Source organism: Streptomyces sp. NPDC054863 (assembly GCF_053610825.1).
Genome location: NZ_JBSGZD010000144.1, coordinates 1 through 19,014, shown reverse-complemented (window position 1 = coordinate 19,014; position 19,014 = coordinate 1). Strand labels below are relative to the sequence as shown.

17 protein-coding genes are annotated in these 19,014 nt (G+C 71.2%); 3 read left to right on the top strand and 14 right to left on the bottom strand.

Annotated elements, in window-relative coordinates; genetic code table 11:
* Positions 1 to 153 precede the first annotated feature (153 nt).
* The 3 genes from ACWGIG_RS23455 to ACWGIG_RS23445 form a co-directional block, all read right to left on the bottom strand.
* Positions 154 to 1,614 carry a glutamate synthase subunit beta gene (locus ACWGIG_RS23455; RefSeq protein ID WP_453323606.1) on the bottom strand — a complete coding sequence of 487 codons (1,461 nt, stop codon included), beginning with the start codon at positions 1,612 to 1,614 and terminating at the stop codon, positions 154 to 156.
* The gene (gene gltB / locus ACWGIG_RS23450) at positions 1,607 to 6,175 is read right to left on the bottom strand and encodes a glutamate synthase large subunit (protein WP_453323605.1); all 4,569 of its coding nucleotides are present in this window, start codon (positions 6,173 to 6,175) and stop codon (positions 1,607 to 1,609) included. The genes ACWGIG_RS23455 and gltB overlap by 8 nt, the downstream gene beginning before the upstream one ends.
* Before the next feature lie 441 nt (positions 6,176 to 6,616).
* On the bottom strand, positions 6,617 to 7,345 hold the full coding sequence (locus tag ACWGIG_RS23445) for a VIT1/CCC1 transporter family protein (protein ID WP_453323604.1): 729 nt from the start codon (positions 7,343 to 7,345) through the stop codon (positions 6,617 to 6,619).
* Between the two features lie 452 nt (positions 7,346 to 7,797).
* On the opposite strand from ACWGIG_RS23445, the gene rbsK reads away from it, so the two are divergent.
* A complete protein-coding gene (gene rbsK / locus ACWGIG_RS23440) occupies positions 7,798 to 8,697 on the top strand; it encodes a ribokinase (protein WP_453323603.1) in 900 nt (299 codons plus the stop codon).
* Positions 8,694 to 8,828 (top strand): hypothetical protein, encoded by a 135-nt coding sequence (locus ACWGIG_RS23435; RefSeq protein ID WP_453323602.1) that lies wholly within the window; start codon positions 8,694 to 8,696, stop codon positions 8,826 to 8,828. Before rbsK ends, ACWGIG_RS23435 begins: the two co-directional genes overlap by 4 nt.
* Positions 8,829 to 8,921: 93 nt before the next feature.
* Here ACWGIG_RS23435 and lgt read toward each other — a convergent pair whose 3' ends face one another.
* The 11 genes from lgt to hisI form a co-directional block, all read right to left on the bottom strand.
* A complete protein-coding gene (gene lgt, locus ACWGIG_RS23430; protein WP_453323601.1) occupies positions 8,922 to 9,968 on the bottom strand; it encodes a prolipoprotein diacylglyceryl transferase in 1,047 nt (348 codons plus the stop codon).
* A 353-nt stretch (positions 9,969 to 10,321) separates the two neighbouring features.
* On the bottom strand, positions 10,322 to 11,308 hold the full coding sequence (locus tag ACWGIG_RS23425) for a DsbA family protein (RefSeq protein WP_453323600.1): 987 nt from the start codon (positions 11,306 to 11,308) through the stop codon (positions 10,322 to 10,324).
* 122 nt (positions 11,309 to 11,430) lie between these two features.
* Positions 11,431 to 12,243 (bottom strand): tryptophan synthase subunit alpha, encoded by an 813-nt coding sequence (trpA, locus tag ACWGIG_RS23420; protein ID WP_453323599.1) that lies wholly within the window; start codon positions 12,241 to 12,243, stop codon positions 11,431 to 11,433.
* On the bottom strand, positions 12,240 to 13,523 hold the full coding sequence (gene trpB, locus ACWGIG_RS23415; RefSeq protein ID WP_453323598.1) for a tryptophan synthase subunit beta: 1,284 nt from the start codon (positions 13,521 to 13,523) through the stop codon (positions 12,240 to 12,242). The genes trpA and trpB overlap by 4 nt, the downstream gene beginning before the upstream one ends.
* A 75-nt stretch (positions 13,524 to 13,598) precedes the next feature.
* The gene (trpM, locus tag ACWGIG_RS23410; RefSeq protein ID WP_453323597.1) at positions 13,599 to 13,745 is read right to left on the bottom strand and encodes a tryptophan biosynthesis modulator TrpM; all 147 of its coding nucleotides are present in this window, start codon (positions 13,743 to 13,745) and stop codon (positions 13,599 to 13,601) included.
* A gap of 10 nt (positions 13,746 to 13,755) precedes the next feature.
* Entirely contained in the window at positions 13,756 to 14,565 is an 810-nt protein-coding gene (trpC, locus tag ACWGIG_RS23405) for an indole-3-glycerol phosphate synthase TrpC (protein ID WP_453323596.1), read from the bottom strand.
* A gap of 113 nt (positions 14,566 to 14,678) precedes the next feature.
* Positions 14,679 to 15,146 (bottom strand): DUF2752 domain-containing protein, encoded by a 468-nt coding sequence (locus tag ACWGIG_RS23400; protein ID WP_453323595.1) that lies wholly within the window; start codon positions 15,144 to 15,146, stop codon positions 14,679 to 14,681.
* Positions 15,147 to 15,266: 120 nt separating this feature from the next.
* Positions 15,267 to 15,518 (bottom strand): HGxxPAAW family protein, encoded by a 252-nt coding sequence (locus tag ACWGIG_RS23395; protein WP_453323594.1) that lies wholly within the window; start codon positions 15,516 to 15,518, stop codon positions 15,267 to 15,269.
* An 88-nt stretch (positions 15,519 to 15,606) separates the two neighbouring features.
* The gene (locus tag ACWGIG_RS23390) at positions 15,607 to 16,308 is read right to left on the bottom strand and encodes a TIGR02234 family membrane protein (protein WP_453323593.1); all 702 of its coding nucleotides are present in this window, start codon (positions 16,306 to 16,308) and stop codon (positions 15,607 to 15,609) included.
* Between the two features lie 7 nt (positions 16,309 to 16,315).
* Positions 16,316 to 17,818 carry an anthranilate synthase component I gene (locus ACWGIG_RS23385; protein WP_453323592.1) on the bottom strand — a complete coding sequence of 501 codons (1,503 nt, stop codon included), beginning with the start codon at positions 17,816 to 17,818 and terminating at the stop codon, positions 16,316 to 16,318.
* Positions 17,819 to 17,829: 11 nt separating this feature from the next.
* On the bottom strand, positions 17,830 to 18,210 hold the full coding sequence (gene hisI / locus ACWGIG_RS23380) for a phosphoribosyl-AMP cyclohydrolase (RefSeq protein WP_453323591.1): 381 nt from the start codon (positions 18,208 to 18,210) through the stop codon (positions 17,830 to 17,832).
* 83 nt (positions 18,211 to 18,293) lie between these two features.
* Here hisI and ACWGIG_RS23375 point away from each other — a divergent pair, with 83 nt between their 5' ends.
* On the top strand, positions 18,294 to 18,926 hold the full coding sequence (locus tag ACWGIG_RS23375) for a TIGR03085 family metal-binding protein (protein WP_453323590.1): 633 nt from the start codon (positions 18,294 to 18,296) through the stop codon (positions 18,924 to 18,926).
* The last annotated feature ends 88 nt before the right edge of the window (positions 18,927 to 19,014 follow it).

Sequence of the window (19,014 nt, the reverse complement as noted above, 5' to 3'; positions counted from 1 at the left end):
GCCCGCCCCTTGTCCGGTCGGGGACGAGGTGGGGCGGGCGCCGCGTTCAGTTCCGCACGACACTGGGCGGGACGAATGTGGGGTTTGTACTCAGGACACCGTACGCCAGGTCGGACCTTCGGCGCACGGGTGTACCCGAACATACATATGCGATCAGACCGTCAGCGCACGGTCCGTCGGCCTCACCGGCGCCGGAAGCGCGCTGACGCCCGTCAGGTAGCGGTCCACGCCGCGCGCCGCCGAGCGGCCCTCGGCGATCGCCCAGACGATGAGCGACTGGCCGCGCCCCGCGTCACCGGCGACGAAGACGCCGTCGACGTTGGTCGCGTAGTCCGCGTCGCGTGCGATGTTGCCGCGCTCGTCGAGGCCGAGGCCGAACTGCTGGACGAGGCCGTTGGCCTGGTCCGTGCCCGTGAAGCCCATCGCGAGGGTGACCAGCTGGGCGGGGATGACCCGCTCCGTGCCCGCCTTCTGCTCCAGCTTGCCGTCCTTGAACTCGACCTCGATGAGGTGCAGGGACTGGACGTTGCCGTCCTCGTCGCCCTCGAAGTGGGTGGTGGAGACGGAGTAGACCCGCTCGCCGCCCTCCTCGTGCGCGGAGGTGACCTTGTAGAGCATGGGGAAGGTCGGCCAGGGCTGGCCCGGATTCCGCTCCTCGCCCGGCTTGGGCATGATCTCCAGCTGGGTGACGGAGGCGGCGCCCTGGCGGTGGGCGGTGCCCACGCAGTCGGCGCCGGTGTCACCGCCGCCGATGACCACGACGTGCTTGCCCTCGGCGGTGATCGGGGCGACGGTCAGGTCGCCCTCCTGCACCTTGTTGGCGAGGGGGAGGTACTCCATCGCGAAGTGGATGCCGTTCAGCTCCCGGCCGGGGACCGGCAGGTCGCGGGAGACGGTCGCTCCGGCGGCGACGACCACCGCGTCGTACCTGCGGCGCAGCTTGGCCGCGTCGACGTCGCGCCCGATCTCCACCTCCGTACGGAACTTGGTGCCCTCGGCCCGCATCTGCTCGATGCGCCGGTTGATGTGCGACTTCTCCATCTTGAACTCGGGGATGCCGTAGCGCAGCAGCCCGCCGATGCGGTCGGCGCGCTCGTACACGGCGACCGTGTGGCCCGCCCGGGTGAGCTGCTGGGCGGCGGCCAGTCCCGCCGGGCCCGAGCCGATGACGGCCACGGTCTTGCCGGACAGGCGCTCCGGCGGCTGCGGGGTGACGTCGCCGCTGTCCCAGGCCTTGTCGATGATGGTGACTTCGACGTTCTTGATGGTGACGGCGGGCTGGTTGATGCCGAGCACGCACGCCGACTCGCAGGGCGCCGGGCACAGGCGGCCGGTGAACTCGGGGAAGTTGTTCGTGGCGTGCAGCCGCTCGGAAGCGGCGCTCCAGTCCTCCCGGTACGCGTAGTCGTTCCACTCGGGGATGAGGTTCCCGAGCGGGCAGCCGTTGTGGCAGAAGGGGATGCCGCAGTCCATGCAGCGGCCGGCCTGCTTGCTGATGATCGGGAGGAGGGACTTGGGGACGTAGACCTCGTTCCAGTCCTTCACGCGGTCCTCGACCGGGCGGGTCTGCGCGACTTCGCGTCCGGTGGTCAAAAAGCCCTTGGGGTCAGCCATTGGTCGCCGCCTCCATCATCTTCTCGGTGGTCTCCTGCTCGGAGAGCCCGGCTGTCTCAGCGGCGTCCTTGGCGGCGAGCACTGCCTTGTACGTGGACGGGATGATCTTGCTGAAGCGGGCGGCGGCGGCGGGCCAGTCGGCCAGCAGCTTCGCCGCGACGGTCGATCCGGTCTCCTCCTGGTGGCGGCGCACGACGTCGTGCAGCCACTGCTGGTCGGAGGTGGAAGGGGTCTCGATCGCGCCCAGGTTGCCCGCGTTGACATTGTTGCGGTCGAGGTCGATGACGTACGCGACGCCGCCGGACATGCCGGCCGCGAAGTTGCGTCCCGTCTCACCGAGTACGACGGCGTGGCCGCCGGTCATGTACTCGCAGCCGTGGTCTCCCACGCCCTCGGACACGACGGTGGCGCCGGAGTTGCGGACGCAGAAGCGTTCGCCCGTACGTCCCCGGAGGTACAGCTCGCCGCCGGTGGCGCCGTAGCCGATGGTGTTTCCGGCGATCGTGGAGTACTCGGCGAGGTGGTCGGCGCCCCGGTCCGGGCGGACGACGATCCGGCCGCCGGAGAGGCCCTTGCCGACGTAGTCGTTGGCGTCGCCTTCGAGGCGCAGCGTGACACCGCTCGGGACGAAGGCGCCGAAGGACTGGCCCGCGGACCCGGTGAAGGTGATGTCGATGGTGTCGTCGGGCAGGCCCGCGCCGCCGAACTTCTTCGTCACCTCGTGGCCGAGCATCGTACCGACGGTGCGGTTGATGTTGCGGATGGCGATCTGTGCGCGGACCGGCTGGGCAGCCGCGGCGGTGTCCGCGTTCAGCGCGTCGGCGGCCAGCTTGATCAGCTGGTTGTCGAGCGCCTTCTCCAGGGCGTGGTCCTGGACCGTGGTCCGGTGGCGGACCGCGCCCTCGGGCAGCTCGGGCACGTGGAAGAGGGGTGCCAGGTCGAGGCCCTGGGCCTTCCAGTGCCGTACCGCCCGCTCGGTGTTGAGGAACTCGGCGTGGCCGACGGCCTCTTCGAGCGTACGGAAGCCCAGCTCGGCCAGGATCTCCCGGACTTCCTCCGCGATGAACTGGAAGAAGTTGACGATGTACTCGGCCTTGCCGGAGAACCGGTCGCGCAGCACCGGGTTCTGGGTGGCGATGCCGACCGGGCAGGTGTCCAGGTGGCAGACGCGCATCATGACGCAGCCGGAGACGACGAGCGGCGCGGTCGCGAAACCGAACTCCTCGGCGCCGAGGAGCGCCGCGATGACGACGTCGCGGCCGGTCTTGAGCTGGCCGTCGGTCTGGACGACGATGCGACTCCGCAGGCCGTTGAGCAGCAGGGTCTGCTGGGTCTCGGCGAGGCCGAGCTCCCAGGGGCCGCCCGCGTGCTTCAGGGACGTGAGGGGAGAAGCGCCCGTTCCGCCGTCGTGTCCCGAGATCAGGACGACGTCCGCGTGCGCCTTCGACACACCCGCCGCGACCGTGCCCACGCCGACCTCGGAGACCAGCTTCACGTGGATGCGTGCGGCCGGGTTGGCGTTCTTGAGGTCGTGGATCAGCTGGGCCAGATCCTCGATGGAGTAGATGTCGTGGTGCGGCGGCGGCGAGATGAGGCCCACGCCCGGCGTCGAGTGACGCGTCTTGGCGACCCACGGGTACACCTTGTGGCCGGGCAGCTGCCCGCCCTCGCCGGGCTTCGCGCCCTGCGCCATCTTGATCTGGATGTCGTCCGCGTTGACCAGGTATTCGCTGGTCACACCGAAGCGGCCGGAGGCGACCTGCTTGATGGAGGAGCGGCGCGCCGGGTCGTACAGCCGGTCCGAATCCTCGCCGCCCTCACCGGTGTTGGACTTGCCGCCCAGCTGGTTCATGGCGATGGCGAGGGTCTCGTGCGCCTCCTGGGAGATGGAGCCGTACGACATGGCGCCGGTGGAGAAGCGCTTGACGATCTCCGAGGCGGGCTCGACCTCGTCGAGGGAGATCGGCTCGCGGCCGCTGCTGAAGCCGAAGAGCCCGCGCAGCGTCATCAGGCGCTCGGACTGCTCGTTCACCCGGTCCGTGTACTGCTTGAAGATGTCGTAGCGGCGATTGCGCGTGGCGTGCTGGAGGCGGAAGACCGTCTCCGGGTCGAACAGGTGCGGCTCGCCCTCGCGGCGCCACTGGTACTCGCCGCCGATCTCCAGCCGGCGGTGCGAGGCGGCGATGCCGGAGGCCGGGTAGGCCTTGGCGTGCCGGGCGGCGACCTCCTTGGCGACGACGTCGAGTCCGGCGCCGCCGATCTTGGTGGCCGTGCCGTTGAAGTACTCGGCGACGAAGGCCTCGTCGAGACCGACGGCCTCGAAGACCTGGGCGCCGCGGTAGGAGGCGACGGTCGAGATGCCCATCTTCGACATGACCTTGAGGACGCCCTTGCCCAGGGCGTGGATCAGGTTCCGGATGGCCTGCTCGGCGTCGTCCGTCTCCATGAACGTTCCCGCGCGGACCAGGTCCTCGACCGATTCCATCGCGAGGTACGGGTTGACGGCCGCGGCTCCGTAACCGATCAGCAGCGCTACGTGGTGCACCTCGCGGACGTCACCGGCCTCGACGAGCAGGCCCACCTGGGTGCGCTGCTTGGTGCGGATGAGGTGGTGGTGCACGGCGGAGGTGAGCAGCAGCGAGGGCATCGGCGCGTGCTCGGCGTCGGAGTGCCGGTCGGAGAGCACGATCAGGCGGGCGCCGGCCTCTATGGCCGCGTCGACCTCGGTGCAGATCTCCTCGATGCGGGCGGCCAGGGCGTCGCCGCCGCCGGAGACCCGGTAGAGACCGGAGAGCGTCGCGGCCTTCATGCCGGGCATGTCGCCGTCGGCGTTGATGTGGATGAGCTTGGCGAGCTCGTCGTTGTCGATCACCGGGAAGGGCAGCGTGACGCTCCGGCACGACGCGGCGGTCGGCTCAAGGAGGTTGCCCTGCGGGCCGAGCGAGGAGCGCAGGGAGGTGACCAGCTCCTCCCGGATGGCGTCCAGCGGCGGGTTCGTGACCTGCGCGAACAGCTGGGTGAAGTAGTCGAAGAGCAGCCGGGGCCGCTCGGAGAGCGCCGCGATCGGCGAGTCCGTGCCCATGGAGCCGAGCGGCTCGCCGCCGGTCCTCGCCATGGGAGCCAGGATGACGCGCAGCTCTTCCTCGGTGTAGCCGAAGGTCTGCTGGCGGCGGGTGACGGAGGCGTGCGTGTGCACGATGTGCTCGCGCTCGGGGAGGTCCTCCAGCTCGATCTCGCCGGTCTCCAGCCACTGCTCGTACGGGTTCTCGGCGGCGAGGGACGCCTTGATCTCGTCGTCCTCGACGATGCGGCGCTCGGCGGTGTCGACGAGGAACATCTTGCCGGGCTGGAGGCGGCCCTTGCGGACGACCTTCGCGGGGTCGATGTCGAGGACGCCGACCTCGGAGGAGAGGACCACGAGGCCGTCGTCGGTCACCCAGTAGCGTCCCGGCCGCAGGCCGTTGCGGTCGAGTACGGCGCCGACCTGGGTGCCGTCCGTGAAGGTGACGCAGGCCGGGCCGTCCCAGGGCTCCATCTGGGTGGCGTGGTACTGGTAGAAGGCCCGTCGGGCCGGGTCCATGGAGTCGTGGTTCTCCCACGCCTCGGGGACCATCATCAGCACGGAGTGCGGCAGCGACCGGCCGCCCAGGTGCAGCAGTTCCAGCACCTCGTCGAAGGACGCCGAGTCGGAGGCGTCCGGCGTACAGACGGGGAAGATCCGGTCCAGCTTCTCAGGCCCGAAGAGCTCGCTGGCGAGCTGCGACTCGCGCGCCTTCATCCAGTTCCGGTTGCCCTTGACCGTGTTGATCTCGCCGTTGTGCGCGACGAAGCGGTACGGGTGGGCCAGCGGCCAGGAAGGGAAGGTGTTGGTCGAGAACCGGGAGTGCACGAGCGCGACGGTCGTGGCGCAGCGGCGGTCGGAGAGGTCCGGGAAGAACGGCTCCAGCTGCCCGGTGGTCAGCATGCCCTTGTAGACGAGGGTGCGCGCGGAGAGCGACGGGAAGTAGACACCGGCCTCGCGCTCGGCGCGCTTGCGCAGGACGAAACCCTTGCGGTCGAGCGCGATTCCCGTGCTCGTCCCGCCGTCCGAGACGAAGAGCTGCCGGAAGGTCGGCATGGTGGCGCGTGCGCCGTTGCCCAACAGGGCGGGGGCGACGGGTACTTCACGCCACCCGAGGACGGTGAGCCCTTCCTCCGCGGCGATCGTCTCGATCTCCGAGACGGCCTCGGCGGCTGTGGCGTCCTCGGCGGGCAGGAAGGCGATGCCGACCGCGTACGCGCCGGCTGCCGGCAGCTCGAAGTCCGTGACCTCACGGAGGAAGGCGTCCGGGACCTGGAGCAGGATGCCGGCGCCGTCGCCGGAGTCGGGCTCGGAGCCGGTGGCACCGCGGTGTTCGAGGTTCCGCAGCACGGTCAGCGCCTGCTCGACCAGCTCATGGGAGGCGACACCGGTAAGGGTGGCGACAAAGCCGACGCCGCATGCGTCGTGCTCGTTGCGGGGGTCGTACAGCCCCTGCTGGGCGGGGCGACCGTCCATGGGCGACCAGGCGTGGGTACGCATCGGCACTCCCGTCGTCGTCGTGGCATATGTAGATACCGAGGGACGACACTGGCCCTCCGCGAAATTTCGTGCAGGTTACATGATGGCTGGCTTCTCGCGAAGCGGATAGCGCATTCCACCATGCGGACACCGTGCGCACTGAAGAGACGGCACGGTGGATGTGGCGCAGAGATGGGCAGACCGCCACCTGTGGGCCATAGCGAAGCAAGCATCATTGCCTGCGGTGCTTACGGCTCATGCCCGGTGGTCAACTGGACGAAACCGATGAGTAACGACTACATATGCGCCACCTTGCATATAGCCATATCCTAAGGGGAGTGTCCCGGATCCGCGCCGGGGCGTACGTCACACTCCCGACACCTCCCCGTCGCCGTGCGGAAACCCCTGGCGGGACCGGAGTCCCGGCCCCGCCAGGGGTTTCTCCCGCACGAGGGCGACGAGCTACACCGCCGCCCCGAAGAGAGTCCCGAGGCCGTACGTCAGGGCGGCCGCGGCCCCGCCCAGGGCGAGCTGCCGCAGTCCGCTGAACCACCACGACCGCGCGGTCACCCTGGCCACCACGGCTCCGCATCCGAAGAGCCCGACGAGTGCGAGCAGCACGGCGGGCAGCAGCGAGGTCGCACCCAGCAGGTACGGCAGCACGGGCAGCAGCGCCCCGAGCGCGAACGCGCCGAAGGACGACACGGCGGCGACGAGCGGCGAGGGAAGGTCGTCGGGGTCGATCCCCAGCTCCTCCCGCGCATGGATCTCCAGCGCCTGCTCGGGATCGCGCGACAGCTGCTCGGCGACCTGCCGCGCCAGGTGGGACTCCACCCCGCGCGACTCGTAGAGCGCCGCCAGCTCCTCCATCTCGTCCTGCGGGTGCTTCCTCAACTCCCGCCGCTCGACGTCGAGTTCGGCCTCCACGAGTTCCCGCTGCGAGGCCACGGACGTGTACTCCCCCGCCGCCATCGAGAACGCACCGGCGGCCAGTCCCGCCAGCCCCGTGACCACGATGGTCTGCTGCGAGACCGCCCCACCCGCCACACCGGTCATCAGCGCCAGATTGGACACCAGCCCGTCCATCGCTCCGAACACGGCCGGACGCAGCCAACCGCCGTTGACATCACGGTGGGTGTGGTTGTCGCGGTGCGCCTCGTGCAGCGTCGCTTCGGTCTCGATGATGGCCATGCCGGTTTCCCCGTGCCCCTCTGTACATCCTGCGGCCGGGGAGCGCCCCGACGAGATCGAAAGTACGCACGATTCGAAGCTGGCGCTAGCAAGGAAGGCCGTACTTACTTGGTGCGGAGGGGTGTTGACCCGACCTATCCAAGGCAAGCCTTCCCTCACCCGGTGACATCCCGGCCGCTGCGGCCACCCTTCCCGCCACGACCGGTTGCCGCGCCCGCGGAAGTCGACCGGGTGACACGTGGGGCGTGGCCCGGCCACCACCGGGCGCGGGTGTGCGGAGATTTCCGCATGGGGCAGCAGCCAGGAGACGTCCACACCGCGGGCGCCCCTCCAGGGCGCGGGGCCGTACCGGACATGCGGCTCCGCCGCGTGGGCGCGACCAGCCACGACGCACCCGCACCCGCCCTCCCGCCACCCTCGCCCGTCCCGCCCACCGAGAGGCCCTGAACCAGATGACGCCCACACCCGCCATCGTCGTCCTCGGCAGCACCAACATGGATCTCGTCGCGTACGTCGACAAGGCCCCGGCCGGCGGCGAGACCGTCACCGGCCGCGAGTTCCGCACCGTGCCCGGCGGGAAGGGCGCCAACCAGGCCGTGGCCGCCGCACGCGCCGGGGGCGAGGTGACCGTCATCGGCGCGGTCGGCACCGACGACTTCGGCGCCCGCCTGCGCAGTTCCCTCGCCCACTCCGGCATCGACACCGACTCCCTGCGCACCGTCGAAGGCCCCTCCGGCACCGCGCACATCGTCGTGGACGACGGCGGCGGCAACTCCATCGTCGTCATCCCCGGCGCCAACGGCCTCGTCACCGGCCTCGCTCCCGGTGACGAAGCCGTCATCAGAAGCGCGTACGCCCTCCTCCTCCAGCTCGAACTCCCCCTGTCCGCCGTCACCGCGGGCGCCCTCGCGGCCCGCCGGCACGGCGTCCGTACGATCCTGACCCCGGCCCCGGCAGCTCCCATGCCGCCCGAACTCCTCGCCGCCACCGACCTGTTGGTTCCCAACGAGCACGAGGCCGCCGCCCTCACCGGTCTCCACGACCCGCTCCTCGCCGCCCGCGCCCTCCTCGACCACGTACCGGAGGTGGTGGTCACGCTGGGCGCGGCGGGCAGCGCCCACGTCAGCCGGGACGCCCCCGATCCGGTCTTCGTGCCCGCCGTCCCCGCCGAGCCGGTCGTCGACACGACCGGCGCCGGGGACACCTTCGTGGGCGCGCTCGCCGTCGCACTCGGCGAGGGGAAGCCGATGCCGGAGGCGATGCGGTGGGCGTCGGCCGCCGCGTCCCTGTCCGTCCAGCGCCACGGCGCGTCGACCTCGATGCCCTACCGCCAGGAGATCGACGCCCGGTGACCGCGGAACAGACCCTGAAGGCCGCCGCCGACAACGAGAGCGCGCACACCCTCCCCGACGGCCGGTTCGTGGACGCGGCGGTGGTGGCGGCGGCTCGGCGAACGCTGGAGGTCGCCCGAAGGGACTTCTGACCCCGGAGGCACGGGCCCGCCTCCGCACATGCGCGAGGGCCGCCGGGACCCGTACGGCCCCGACGGCCCTCACCACCAGCACCTGATGGTGCGTCAGCTCTTCTTGTCCTCCACGTCGTCCGCCGAAACGGCCTTCGTTTCCCCGGACTTCGCTTCCTCTGTCTTCACTTCCTCGGCCTTCGCGTCCTTCTTGGCCTTGGTCAGGAGCGCACCGCCCTCGGCCTTGCCGGCACCCTTGTCCGCGTCGCCAGAGGCATCCGTCGCAGCCTCGGCGCCGGTCTCGGCACCGGCCTTGGAGTCGGTCCCGGTCCCGGCCCCGGCCTCCGGTCCGTCGCGGTCCGGCTCCACGATCTCCTCGCGGCCGGGGCGCAGCCGCGCCGACAGCACGAGGTAGACCACGGCCAGGATGAAGACGATGATCGCCGTCCACACGTTGAGGCGCAGCCCCAGGATGTGGTGGGCGTCGTCGACCCGCATGTACTCGATCCAGGCGCGGCCGGCGCAGTACGCGGCGACGTACAGCGCGAAGACCCGCCCGTGGCCGAGCTTGAAACGGCGGTCCGCCCAGACGATCAGCGCGGCGACGCCGAGGCACCACAGCGACTCGTAGAGGAAGGTCGGGTGGTAGAGACCCGGCTCCTCCCCCTTGGTGATCTTGAGCGCCCAGGGGAGGTCGGTGGCCTTGCCGTACAGCTCCTGGTTGAACCAGTTGCCCCAGCGGCCGATGGCCTGCGCGATGACGAGAGCGGGGGCCATGGCGTCGGCCCAGGCCGGGAGCGGGATGCCGCGCCTGCGGCAGCCGATCCAGGCGCCGACCGCGCCGAGGGCGACGGCACCCCAGATACCGAGGCCGCCTTCCCAGATCTTGAAGGCGTTGACCCAGTCCTTGCCTTCGCTGAAGTAGAGCTGGTAGTCGGTGATGACGTGGTAGAGCCGCCCGCCGACGAGGCCGAACGGCACCGCCCAGACAGCGATGTCGGCGACCGTTCCCGGCTTACCGCCGCGGGCGATCCAACGCTTGTTGCCGTACCAGACGGCTACGAAGACGCCGATGATGATGCAGAGGGCGTAGCCGCGCAGCGGGAGGGGTCCGAGGTGGATCTCACCGGCCGCCGGGCTGGGAATATAGGCAAGGTTCATGGCAGAGCCGACGCTACCTTGCCGGGCAGGCGCTACAACAACCCACCCGGGCAACGTATCCGTAACGGGGTCCGGCAGGGACGGCGGGACCGGTGGGGTGCGGCGGGCCGGTGGGCGTGGTGCGGGTGCGACGTGGCGGGGCCGGTGGTCGTCGTGCGGGTGCGACGTGGCTGATCGCACAGTTCCCCGCGCCCCTCACTGCATGCCCCCTGGCCCCCTAGCGCTCCCCAGCTCCCTTGGGCAGCGGGGCCGCCCCCGGGGCAGTGGGGTCTCCCCTGCTCCTTAAGAGCTGGGGGAAGGGTGGGCAAGGGGGCAGCCCCCACGCGAAGCCCCACCCCTCGCCCCGGCCCCCGTCACCGCTGCCCCTGCCCCCCACCCCCCGTCACCGAAGCACCAGCCGCCGACCGCTCGGCCGAACCCGACGGCACAGCCCCGCCCGACGGCACAGCCGACACCGATGGGACCGCCCCCGCCCCAGGCACCACGCCCGCACCGGCACCCGCACCCGCACCCGCACCCGGCGCCCCCGGCGCCTTCGTCCCCAGCGGCTTCCCCTTGTTCGCCTCGTCCACCCACTTCACCAAATTCGCCGGGGAGATCTGCTCGCTGCCCTTCTGCGGGAAGATCGACTCGCCGTTCAGCAGTACCGTCGGCGTCGCCTTGTACTTCGACTTGTCGAAGTCCTCCTGCACCTTGGTGACCCACCCCGCGTGCGTCCCCTTGTCCACGCACGCGTCGAACGGCGCACCCCGCAGCCCCGGCACCTTGGCCGCCAGTTCCAGCAGGTGGCTCTTCTTGCCGAAGGCGTCGTCCGTCTCCTGCGGCTGGTTGCGGAAGAGCACGTCGTGGTACGCGTGGAACTTCCCCGCGTCCTGTGCGCAGCCCAGCGCGTTCGCCGCGTACTTCGAGCCGTTGCCCTGCATGCCGTTGTCGATGAACGACACCAGGTGGTACTCGGCGCGGATCTTGCCTGCCTGCTCCAGCTTGTTGACCGTGTCGCGCATGCTGTTCTCGAACATGCCGCAGGCCGGGCAGCGCAGGTCCTCGTACACGGTGAGGACCGACGGCGCGTCCGTCTTGCCCACCGGAATGACGACGTTCCCCTCGCCGACCGTCCCTGCCGGGTCCTTGACCGGGCCGCTGCCGGAGGCCTTGTCGCCCTTGCTGCCGCCGCTGTTCGAGGCGACCACGCCGGCCACGGCGGCCAGGCCGAGGACACCGACCACCGCCGATGCGACGATCAGCGCACGCCGTCGTCTGTCCCGGGCCTTCTGTGCGTCGCGCTCCTGGATGAGCCGCTCGCGGGCGGTTCGCTTGCCTTCAGTGTTCTTCTCGCTCACACCCGCAGCAACGAACCGGGGCGGCACCAATGTGCCGCCCCGACCCTGAATCCACTCAAATGGACTACGGAACCTTAAAGTTACGCGTCCGACAGGCGGACGTCAGTCACCGCACACGGACATCAGTTCCGGCGCACGCCCGCCGCCAGGTCCGCCGCCAGCTCCCGCACCGCACGCAGCCCGGCCGCCTCGTCCTCGGCGTCCAGCATCCGCTTCACGAACGCCGACCCGACGATGACCCCGTCGGCGAAGGCCGCAACTTCCTTGGCCTGTACGGCGTTCGAGACGCCGAGCCCGACACACACCGGCAGCTCGGTCGTCGCCTTGGTCCGCCGTACGAGATCGGCCGCCTGCTCGCCGACCGACGCCCGGGTGCCCGTGACTCCCATCAGCGAAGCCGCGTAGACGAAGCCCGAGCCCGCCGCGGTGATCGTCGCGAGACGTGCGTCGAGACTGCTCGGCGCGACCACGAACACCGTGGCCAGCCCGTGCTTCTCGGCGTGCTCGCGCCACAGCGCGGACTCCTGGACGGGGAGGTCGGGCAGGATGCAGCCCGCGCCTCCGGCCGCCGCCAGCTCGGCGGTGAACCGCTCGACGCCGTACCGGTCGATGGGGTTCCAGTACGTCATGACCAGCACCGGCACCCCGGTCGCCGCATGCGCCTCGCGCACCGTACGCATGACATCGGCGATCTTGACGCCGCCGCGCAGTGCGATGTCGTCGGCGGTCTGGATGACCGGACCGTCCAACACCGGGTCGCTGTGCGGCAGTCCGACCTCGACGACGTCCGCGCCGCCCGCGACGACGGCCTTGACCGCCTCGATGCCGCCGTCCACGGTCGGGAACCCGGCCGGGAGGTAGGCGATCAGCGCAGCCCTGTCCTCGGCCTTCGCGGCGGCGAGGGTGTCGCTCAACAGCTGTACGTTCCCGCTCACTTGGCGTCCCCCGAGATCTCCGCGACCGCTGCTTCGTCCGCCGCTACGGCGGCGTCCGTGTCGTACAGCCCGAAGTAACGGGCCGCCGTGTCCATGTCCTTGTCGCCGCGCCCGGACAGGTTGACCAGGATCAGGCCTTCCTTGCCCAGCTCCTTGCCGAGGTCCAAGGCGCCGGCGAGCGCGTGCGCGCTCTCGATGGCCGGGATGATGCCTTCGGTGCGGGAGAGCAGGCGCAGCGCCTGCATGGCGGCGTCGTCGGTGACCGCGCGGTACTCGCCGCGGCCGATGTCCTTGAGGTACGAGTGCTCCGGGCCGATGCCCGGGTAGTCGAGGCCCGCCGAGATCGAGTACGGCTCGGTGATCTGGCCCTCCTCGTCCTGGAGTACGTACGAGCGCGAACCGTGCAGGATGCCCGGCTCACCGGCCGAGAGCGTGGCCGCGTGCTCACCGGTCTCGATGCCGTGCCCGGCGGGCTCGCAGCCCACCAGGCGTACGCCCGCGTCCGGGATGAAGGCGTGGAAGAGGCCGATCGCGTTCGACCCGCCGCCCACGCAGGCCACCGCAGCGTCCGGGAGGCGTCCGGCGCGCTCCAGGATCTGGCGGCGCGCCTCGACGCCGATCACGCGGTGGAAGTCTCGGACCATCGCGGGGAAGGGGTGCGGGCCCGCGACCGTACCGAAGAGGTAGTGGGTGCGGTCGACGTTGGCGACCCAGTCGCGGAACGCCTCGTTGATGGCGTCCTTGAGGGTGCGGCTGCCGGACTTCACCGCGACGACCTCGGCGCCCAGCATGCGCATCCGGGCGACGTTCAGCGCCTGGCGCTCGGTGTCGATCTCACCCATGTAGATGGTGCAGTCGAGGCCGAAGAGCGCGCAGGCGGTGGCGGTCGCGACGCCGTGCTGTCCTGCGCCGGTCTCGGCGATGACGCGGGTCTTGCCCATCCGCTTGGTGAGCAGGGCCTGCCCGAGCACGTTGTTGATCTTGTGCGAGCCGGTGTGGTTGAGGTCCTCGCGCTTGAGGAAGATCCGGGCGCCGCCCGCGTGTTCGGCGAAGCGCGGCACCTCGGTGAGGGAGCTGGGGCGGCCCGTGTAGTTGACCATCAGGTCGTCGAGCTCGGCGGCGAAGGCGGGATCCGCCTTGGCCTTGTCGTACTCGACGGCAACCTCGTCCACCGCGGCGACCAGCGCCTCGGGGATGAACTTGCCGCCGAACTCACCGAAGTAGCCCTCGGTGGTGGGGACTTGACCCTGGGGGTCGGGAAAGAAGAACTCGCTGGGCATGCGGAAACTCCTCGTACGAAATCAGGTGTTTCGAGGGGAATGTGACGTCACTCTGGCCATGCCGAAGCAGGGCGTTCAGCGACGGCGCCATCGCATGCCGTTGATCTGGCCGGGCTCGGAACCGATGTGGTACCGCACCCGCCGCCCCATGACCCGTCGCGCAGGCGCGCGGCAGCCGCGAGGGCGGCAGCCGCGGGCGAGACGGGCGTGGGGGGAAGTCATGGCGGAGCGGTCAGCCCCGTCCGTGGCGCAGCGCCGGGTGGGCGCCCGCGGCGACCAGGTCCGAGACGGCGGACTTCGGGTCGCGGCCGGTCACCAGGGACTCGCCGACCAGGACCGCGTCGGCGCCCGCGTTGGCGTACGCGATCAGGTCGTGCGGGCCGCGCACGCCGGACTCGGCGATCTTGACGATGTGGTCCGGGATCTCCGGGGCGACGCGCTCGAAGGTGCCGCGGTCGACCTTGAGGGTCTTGAGGTCACGGGCGTTGACACCGATGATCTTCGCTCCGGCGGCGACGGCCCGGTCCACCTCGTCCTCGTCGTGCACCTCGACCAGCGGGGTGAGCCCGATGGACTCGGCGCGCTCGATGAGGGAGACCAGCGCGTCCTGCTCCAGGGCCGCGACGATCAGGAGCACCAGGTCGGCGCCGTACGCACGGGCCTCCCAGAGCTGGTAGGCGGTGACGATGAAGTCCTTGCGCAGCACCGGGATGTCGACCTTGGCCCGGACGGCTTCCAGGTCGGCCAGCGAACCGCCGAAGCGGCGCTCCTCGGTGAGCACGGAGATGACGGCGGCGCCGCCCGCCTCGTAGTCGGCGGCGAGGGCCGCCGGGTCGGCGATGGCCGCGAGCGCACCCTTGGAGGGGCTGGACCGCTTGACCTCGCAGATGACCTTGACGCTGTCGCCGCGCAGGGCCGCGACACCGTCCTTGGCGACGGGCGCCTTGGCGGCCCGCTCCTTGAGCTCCTCCAGGCCGACCCGCGCCTGCCGCTCTGCGAGGTCGGCGCGGACGCCTTCGATGATCTCGTCGAGCACACTCACGCGAGCTGCCCCCTTCCGGGACGGTGGAGGGCCGGGTCCGGCCACAAGCGATGGTATCCGCACCCGGCCGAAGGGACATCATCCGGTTACTGTCCGTCCCACCACCTGGGCATTTACGGAGCGAGCACGGAACCGAACGGGAGATTTCGGACCACGCTGAAGACGAGGAGGAGCCCGCCCATGACCCACCACTGGGCAGCGGACAGCGCGAACCTCATGGGCCTCCCCCGTATCGCCCGGGTGAGCCACACCACCATCACCACGGCGAAGACGGCGTACCCGACGACGGCCATCGCGTTGGCACCGAGGGCGGCCGGCAGGTCGCCGTGCGCGACCGCGTGCGCGCTGCGCAGGCCGCCGCAGCCCGGACAGAGGATGCCGGTCATGGCGAGGAGCGGGCAGAGGGGGTAGTGGCCGGGCTCGTTGGGGTCGACCGAGCCGACGTAAGCGAAGGCGGCCACGACCCCGGCCAGGGTGCCCAGGGGGGCCACCAGACGGCGCGCCAGGGACCGCGGCGGCCCCGGGGGCGGAGCCAGGTGCTGCGAGGGGGCCGGCGGAGAGGCAGGCGAGGAGGCGTCCACGCGCCGATTGTCCCCGCTGGGGGCGCGGTGTGCACCCCCGGTGTGCGAAAGGGCGCAGCCCGCGTGGGACTGCGCCTCGCGTCGTGCCGCCCGCACCGTGGGGTGCGGGCGCTGCGGGTGCTACTGAAGCTGCGCGCGGCCCGCCGCGACGCGGGCCTCGGTGAGGGCCGGGGACTCCTTCGGCATGCCCATGCCGGCGATGCGCATGGCCAGACCGACGAGGCCGCCGACCAGCGAGATGCCGATGCCGATCCAGAAGCCGACCGAGTTGGCCATCACCATGTACGCACTGGAGATGCAGATACCGATGAAGGCGATCACGACGCCAGTCCAGGCGGCCGGGGTGTGTCCGTGGTGTCCGCGGCTGGGCATGAGGTGCTCCTAGGTGACTTTGTGCTCTTCAGGTTCCGAGATGCTCGGACTCATTGTTCCCCACCGGGGCACCGCGCGTGACTTCGGGTCACCCTTCGCGCGTCGGTGCCTTCCCGGGATCGGCGGCCGGGCCGGTGGCGGGATCCGTGGTCGGGTCCTCGCCGCGGTCCAGGGCCTTCCACAGTTCCTCGGGGCGCTCCGGGTCCACCGCCCTGCGGGCCTGCGCGCGGGTGCGCGGTCCGCCGTCGCGCTCGTACCGCCCGCCCATGCCCGGCCACTTCCCGCCGAAGCGCAGCGCGAGGAGCCCGGCGACGAGGATCAGGAGGGCACCCGAAGCGGTGACGTAGGGCCAGGCCGTTCGAGTGAGCCCGGTGACCGTGGCGGCGGCGTCGCCGGAGAGCTTCGCGGCCTGTGCGTCGAGCGCGGCGTGGTCGCCGGCCCCGAGCAGGGACGCCGCGACGGCTCCCGCGCCGCTCAGGGCGAGCAGTGCGGAGACCAGGATCCGGCCGGCCCTGCGGACGGCGAAGACCGCCACCAGGGCGGCCAGGGCGACGATGGCGAGGGCGGCGGGGACGCCGGTGATGGCCTGCCCGTCCGCGTCGAGGGCCTTCGTGCCGATGCCCGCGACCGTGGCCACGCCCGACGTCCAGATCTGCCCGGAGGAGATCAGGACGACGGTGGCGCCGAGGGCGCCGAGCAGCAGGGCGGCGGCGAGACTGCGCCTGCCGCCACCGGCTGCGGTCGGGGCGGGCTCGTCGGGGGTCTGGGGTGTGGGGGGTACGGCGCTCACACCCCCACTATCCCTCACGGCCTTCGCGGTCCCCGAGGCGGTTGGCCGTGTGCACGGCACGCAGGACCGCGGCGGCCTTGTTGCGGCACTCGGTGTCCTCGGCGACGGGGTCCGAGTCGGCGACGACACCCGCTCCGGCCTGCACGTACGCGGTGCCGTCCCGCAGCAGCGCGGTACGGATGGCGATGGCGGTGTCGGAGTCCCCCGCGAAGTCGAGGTAGCCGACGCAGCCGCCGTAGAGCCCGCGCCTGGTCGGCTCCAGCTCCTCGATGATCTGCATGGCGCGCGGCTTGGGCGCCCCGGAGAGGGTGCCCGCCGGGAAGCAGGCGGTCAGGACGTCGAAGGCGCTGCGCCCCTCGGCGATCCGTCCGGTCACCGTCGACACGATGTGCATGACGTGCGAGTACTTCTCGACCGACATGAAGTCGACGACCTCGACGGACCCCGGCTCACAGACCCGCCCGAGGTCGTTGCGCCCCAGGTCGACGAGCATCAGGTGCTCGGCGCGTTCCTTGGGGTCGGCCATCAGCTCGTCGGCGAGCTGCTGGTCCTCCTGCGGGGTGGCGCCGCGGTGCCTGGTCCCGGCGATGGGGTGCACCATGGCGCGCCCGTCCTCGACCTTGACGAGGGCTTCCGGGCTGGACCCGACGACGTCGAACCCGTCGAACCGGAAGAGGTACATGTACGGGGAGGGGTTCGTCGCCCGCAGCACCCGGTAGACGTCCAACGCGCTTGCGCTGCACGGGGTTTCGAACCGCTGGGACGGGACGACCTGGAAGGCCTCGCCGGCCCTGATGCGTTCCTTGATGTCTTCCACCGCGGCCTGGTACTGCTGTCCGCCCCACTGCTCGGTGCAGACGGGCACCTCGGACGGGGGCAGGGCGGCGGGCGTGGTCGGTACGGCGCGCGAGAGGTCGGCCTCCATCGCGTCGAGCCGGGCGACCGCGTCCGCGTACGCCTCGTCCACGCCGGTGTCGAGGTCGTTGTGGTTGATCGCGTTGGCGATCAGCAGGACGGTGCCGTGCCGGTGGTCGAGTACGGCGAGGTCCGAGGTCAGCAGCATGGTCAGCTCGGGCAGTTCGAGGTCGTCGCTGCCGTGCTCGCCGATCTTCTCCAGCCGGCGCACGATGTCGTACCCGAGGTAGCCGACCATGCCGCCGGTGAAGGGGGGCAGGTCGCCCGCCAGGTCGCGCGGGGTGTGCAGCTCCTCCACCGTGGCCCGCAGCGCGTCGAGCGGATCGCCCGTGGTCGGTACGCCGACGGGGGGCGTGCCGATCCAGTGGGCGTGGCCGTCGCGGGCGGTGAGGGTGGCGGCGCTGCGGACGCCGACGAAGGAGTAGCGGGACCAGGAGCGGCCGTTCTCGGCGGACTCCAGGAGGAAGGTCCCGGGGCGCTCGGCGGCGAGCTTGCGGTAGAGCCCGACGGGGGTGTCGCCGTCCGCCAGGAGCCGGCGGCCGACGGGGATGACGCGGCGGTCGGCCGCCAGCTTGCGGAAGGTCTCCAGGTCCATGGCCGCTGACCCTACTTGCCGTCGGTGAGGGGAAGCACGTCGGCGTCGAAGCAGGTGCGCTCGCCGGTGTGGCAGGCGGCCCCGGTCTGGTCGACCTTCACCAGGAGCGTGTCGCCGTCGCAGTCCAGCGCCACGCTCCTCACCTGCTGCACGTGCCCGGAGGTGTCCCCCTTCACCCAGTACTCGCCGCGGCTGCGCGACCAGTAGGTGCAGCGCCCGGTGGTCAGCGTCCGGTGCAGGGCCTCGTCGTCCATCCAGCCGAGCATGAGCACCTCGCCGGTGTCGTACTGCTGGGCGATGGCGGGGACCAGTCCGTCCGGGGTCCGCTTGAGGCGGGCGGCGACGGCGGGATCGAGGGGGCTCTGGGGTACCGGGGGTACGGGCGTACTCATGGTGCAATTGTGCCGCTTCCGGTGCGGTTCGTGGCCGGTCGTCCACTGTGCGGACAGGCCCCCGTCGCCGTACGCTGGCCGACATGTCGACCCATGCCAAGCGTGAACGGCTCCTCCTCGCCGACCTGTTGGAGGCCGCGGGCCCCGATGCCCCGACCCTGTGCGAGGGCTGGAGCGCCCGGGATCTGGCGGCCCACGTCGTGGTGCGCGAGCGCCGCTCGGACGCGGCGGCGGGGCTCGTGGTGCCCGCCCTGCGGGGCCGGCTGGAGCGGGTCAGGTCCGAGTTCGCCTCGAAGCCGTACGAGGAACTGGTCCAGCTCATCCGCACCGGCCCGCCGCGGCGCTCGCTGTACGCGTTGAAGCAGGTGGACGAGGCGGCGAACACGGTGGAGTTCTACGTCCACGCGGAGGACGTGCGCCGCGCGCAGCCGGACTGGACGCCGCGCGAGCTCGACCCGGTGTTCGCGGACTCGTTGTGGGCGCGCCTGGAGAAGATGTCCCGGGTCCTGGGCCGCAGGTCCCCGGTCGGTCTGGTGCTGCGCCGCCCGGACGGGCAGACGGCGGTGGCACACCGGGGAGCACCCGTGGTGACGGTCACCGGCGACCCCGGCGAACTGATCCTCTTCGCCTTCGGCCGGCAGGAGTCGGCGAGGGTGGAACTGGAGGGCGACAAGGACGCGGTGGCCCGGCTGTACGAGACGAAACTGGGGATCTGACACTTCAGCCTGTCCGGGCGTCTTCAGCCCGTCCGGCGTTTGAGGACGCGCGGCGCAGCCGTGCGCCGGGCGCAGCCCGGGACCCCGG

What these genes read in the sequence shown, in the direction of transcription:
- ACWGIG_RS23455 (WP_453323606.1), bottom strand. Translation starts at nt 1,614, where the DNA reads ATGGCTGACCCCAAGGGCTTTTTGACCACCGGACGCGAAGTCGCGCAG.
- gltB (WP_453323605.1), bottom strand. Translation starts at nt 6,175, where the DNA reads ATGCGTACCCACGCCTGGTCGCCCATGGACGGTCGCCCCGCCCAGCAG.
- ACWGIG_RS23445 (WP_453323604.1), bottom strand. Translation starts at nt 7,345, where the DNA reads ATGGCCATCATCGAGACCGAAGCGACGCTGCACGAGGCGCACCGCGAC.
- rbsK (WP_453323603.1), top strand. Translation starts at nt 7,798, where the DNA reads ATGACGCCCACACCCGCCATCGTCGTCCTCGGCAGCACCAACATGGAT.
- lgt (WP_453323601.1), bottom strand. Translation starts at nt 9,968, where the DNA reads ATGAACCTTGCCTATATTCCCAGCCCGGCGGCCGGTGAGATCCACCTC.
- trpB (WP_453323598.1), bottom strand. Translation starts at nt 13,523, where the DNA reads ATGCCCAGCGAGTTCTTCTTTCCCGACCCCCAGGGTCAAGTCCCCACC.
- trpM (WP_453323597.1), bottom strand. Translation starts at nt 13,745, where the DNA reads ATGACTTCCCCCCACGCCCGTCTCGCCCGCGGCTGCCGCCCTCGCGGC.
- ACWGIG_RS23395 (WP_453323594.1), bottom strand. Translation starts at nt 15,518, where the DNA reads ATGCCCAGCCGCGGACACCACGGACACACCCCGGCCGCCTGGACTGGC.
- ACWGIG_RS23385 (WP_453323592.1), bottom strand. Translation starts at nt 17,818, where the DNA reads ATGGACCTGGAGACCTTCCGCAAGCTGGCGGCCGACCGCCGCGTCATC.
- hisI (WP_453323591.1), bottom strand. Translation starts at nt 18,210, where the DNA reads ATGAGTACGCCCGTACCCCCGGTACCCCAGAGCCCCCTCGATCCCGCC.
- ACWGIG_RS23375 (WP_453323590.1), top strand. Translation starts at nt 18,294, where the DNA reads ATGTCGACCCATGCCAAGCGTGAACGGCTCCTCCTCGCCGACCTGTTG.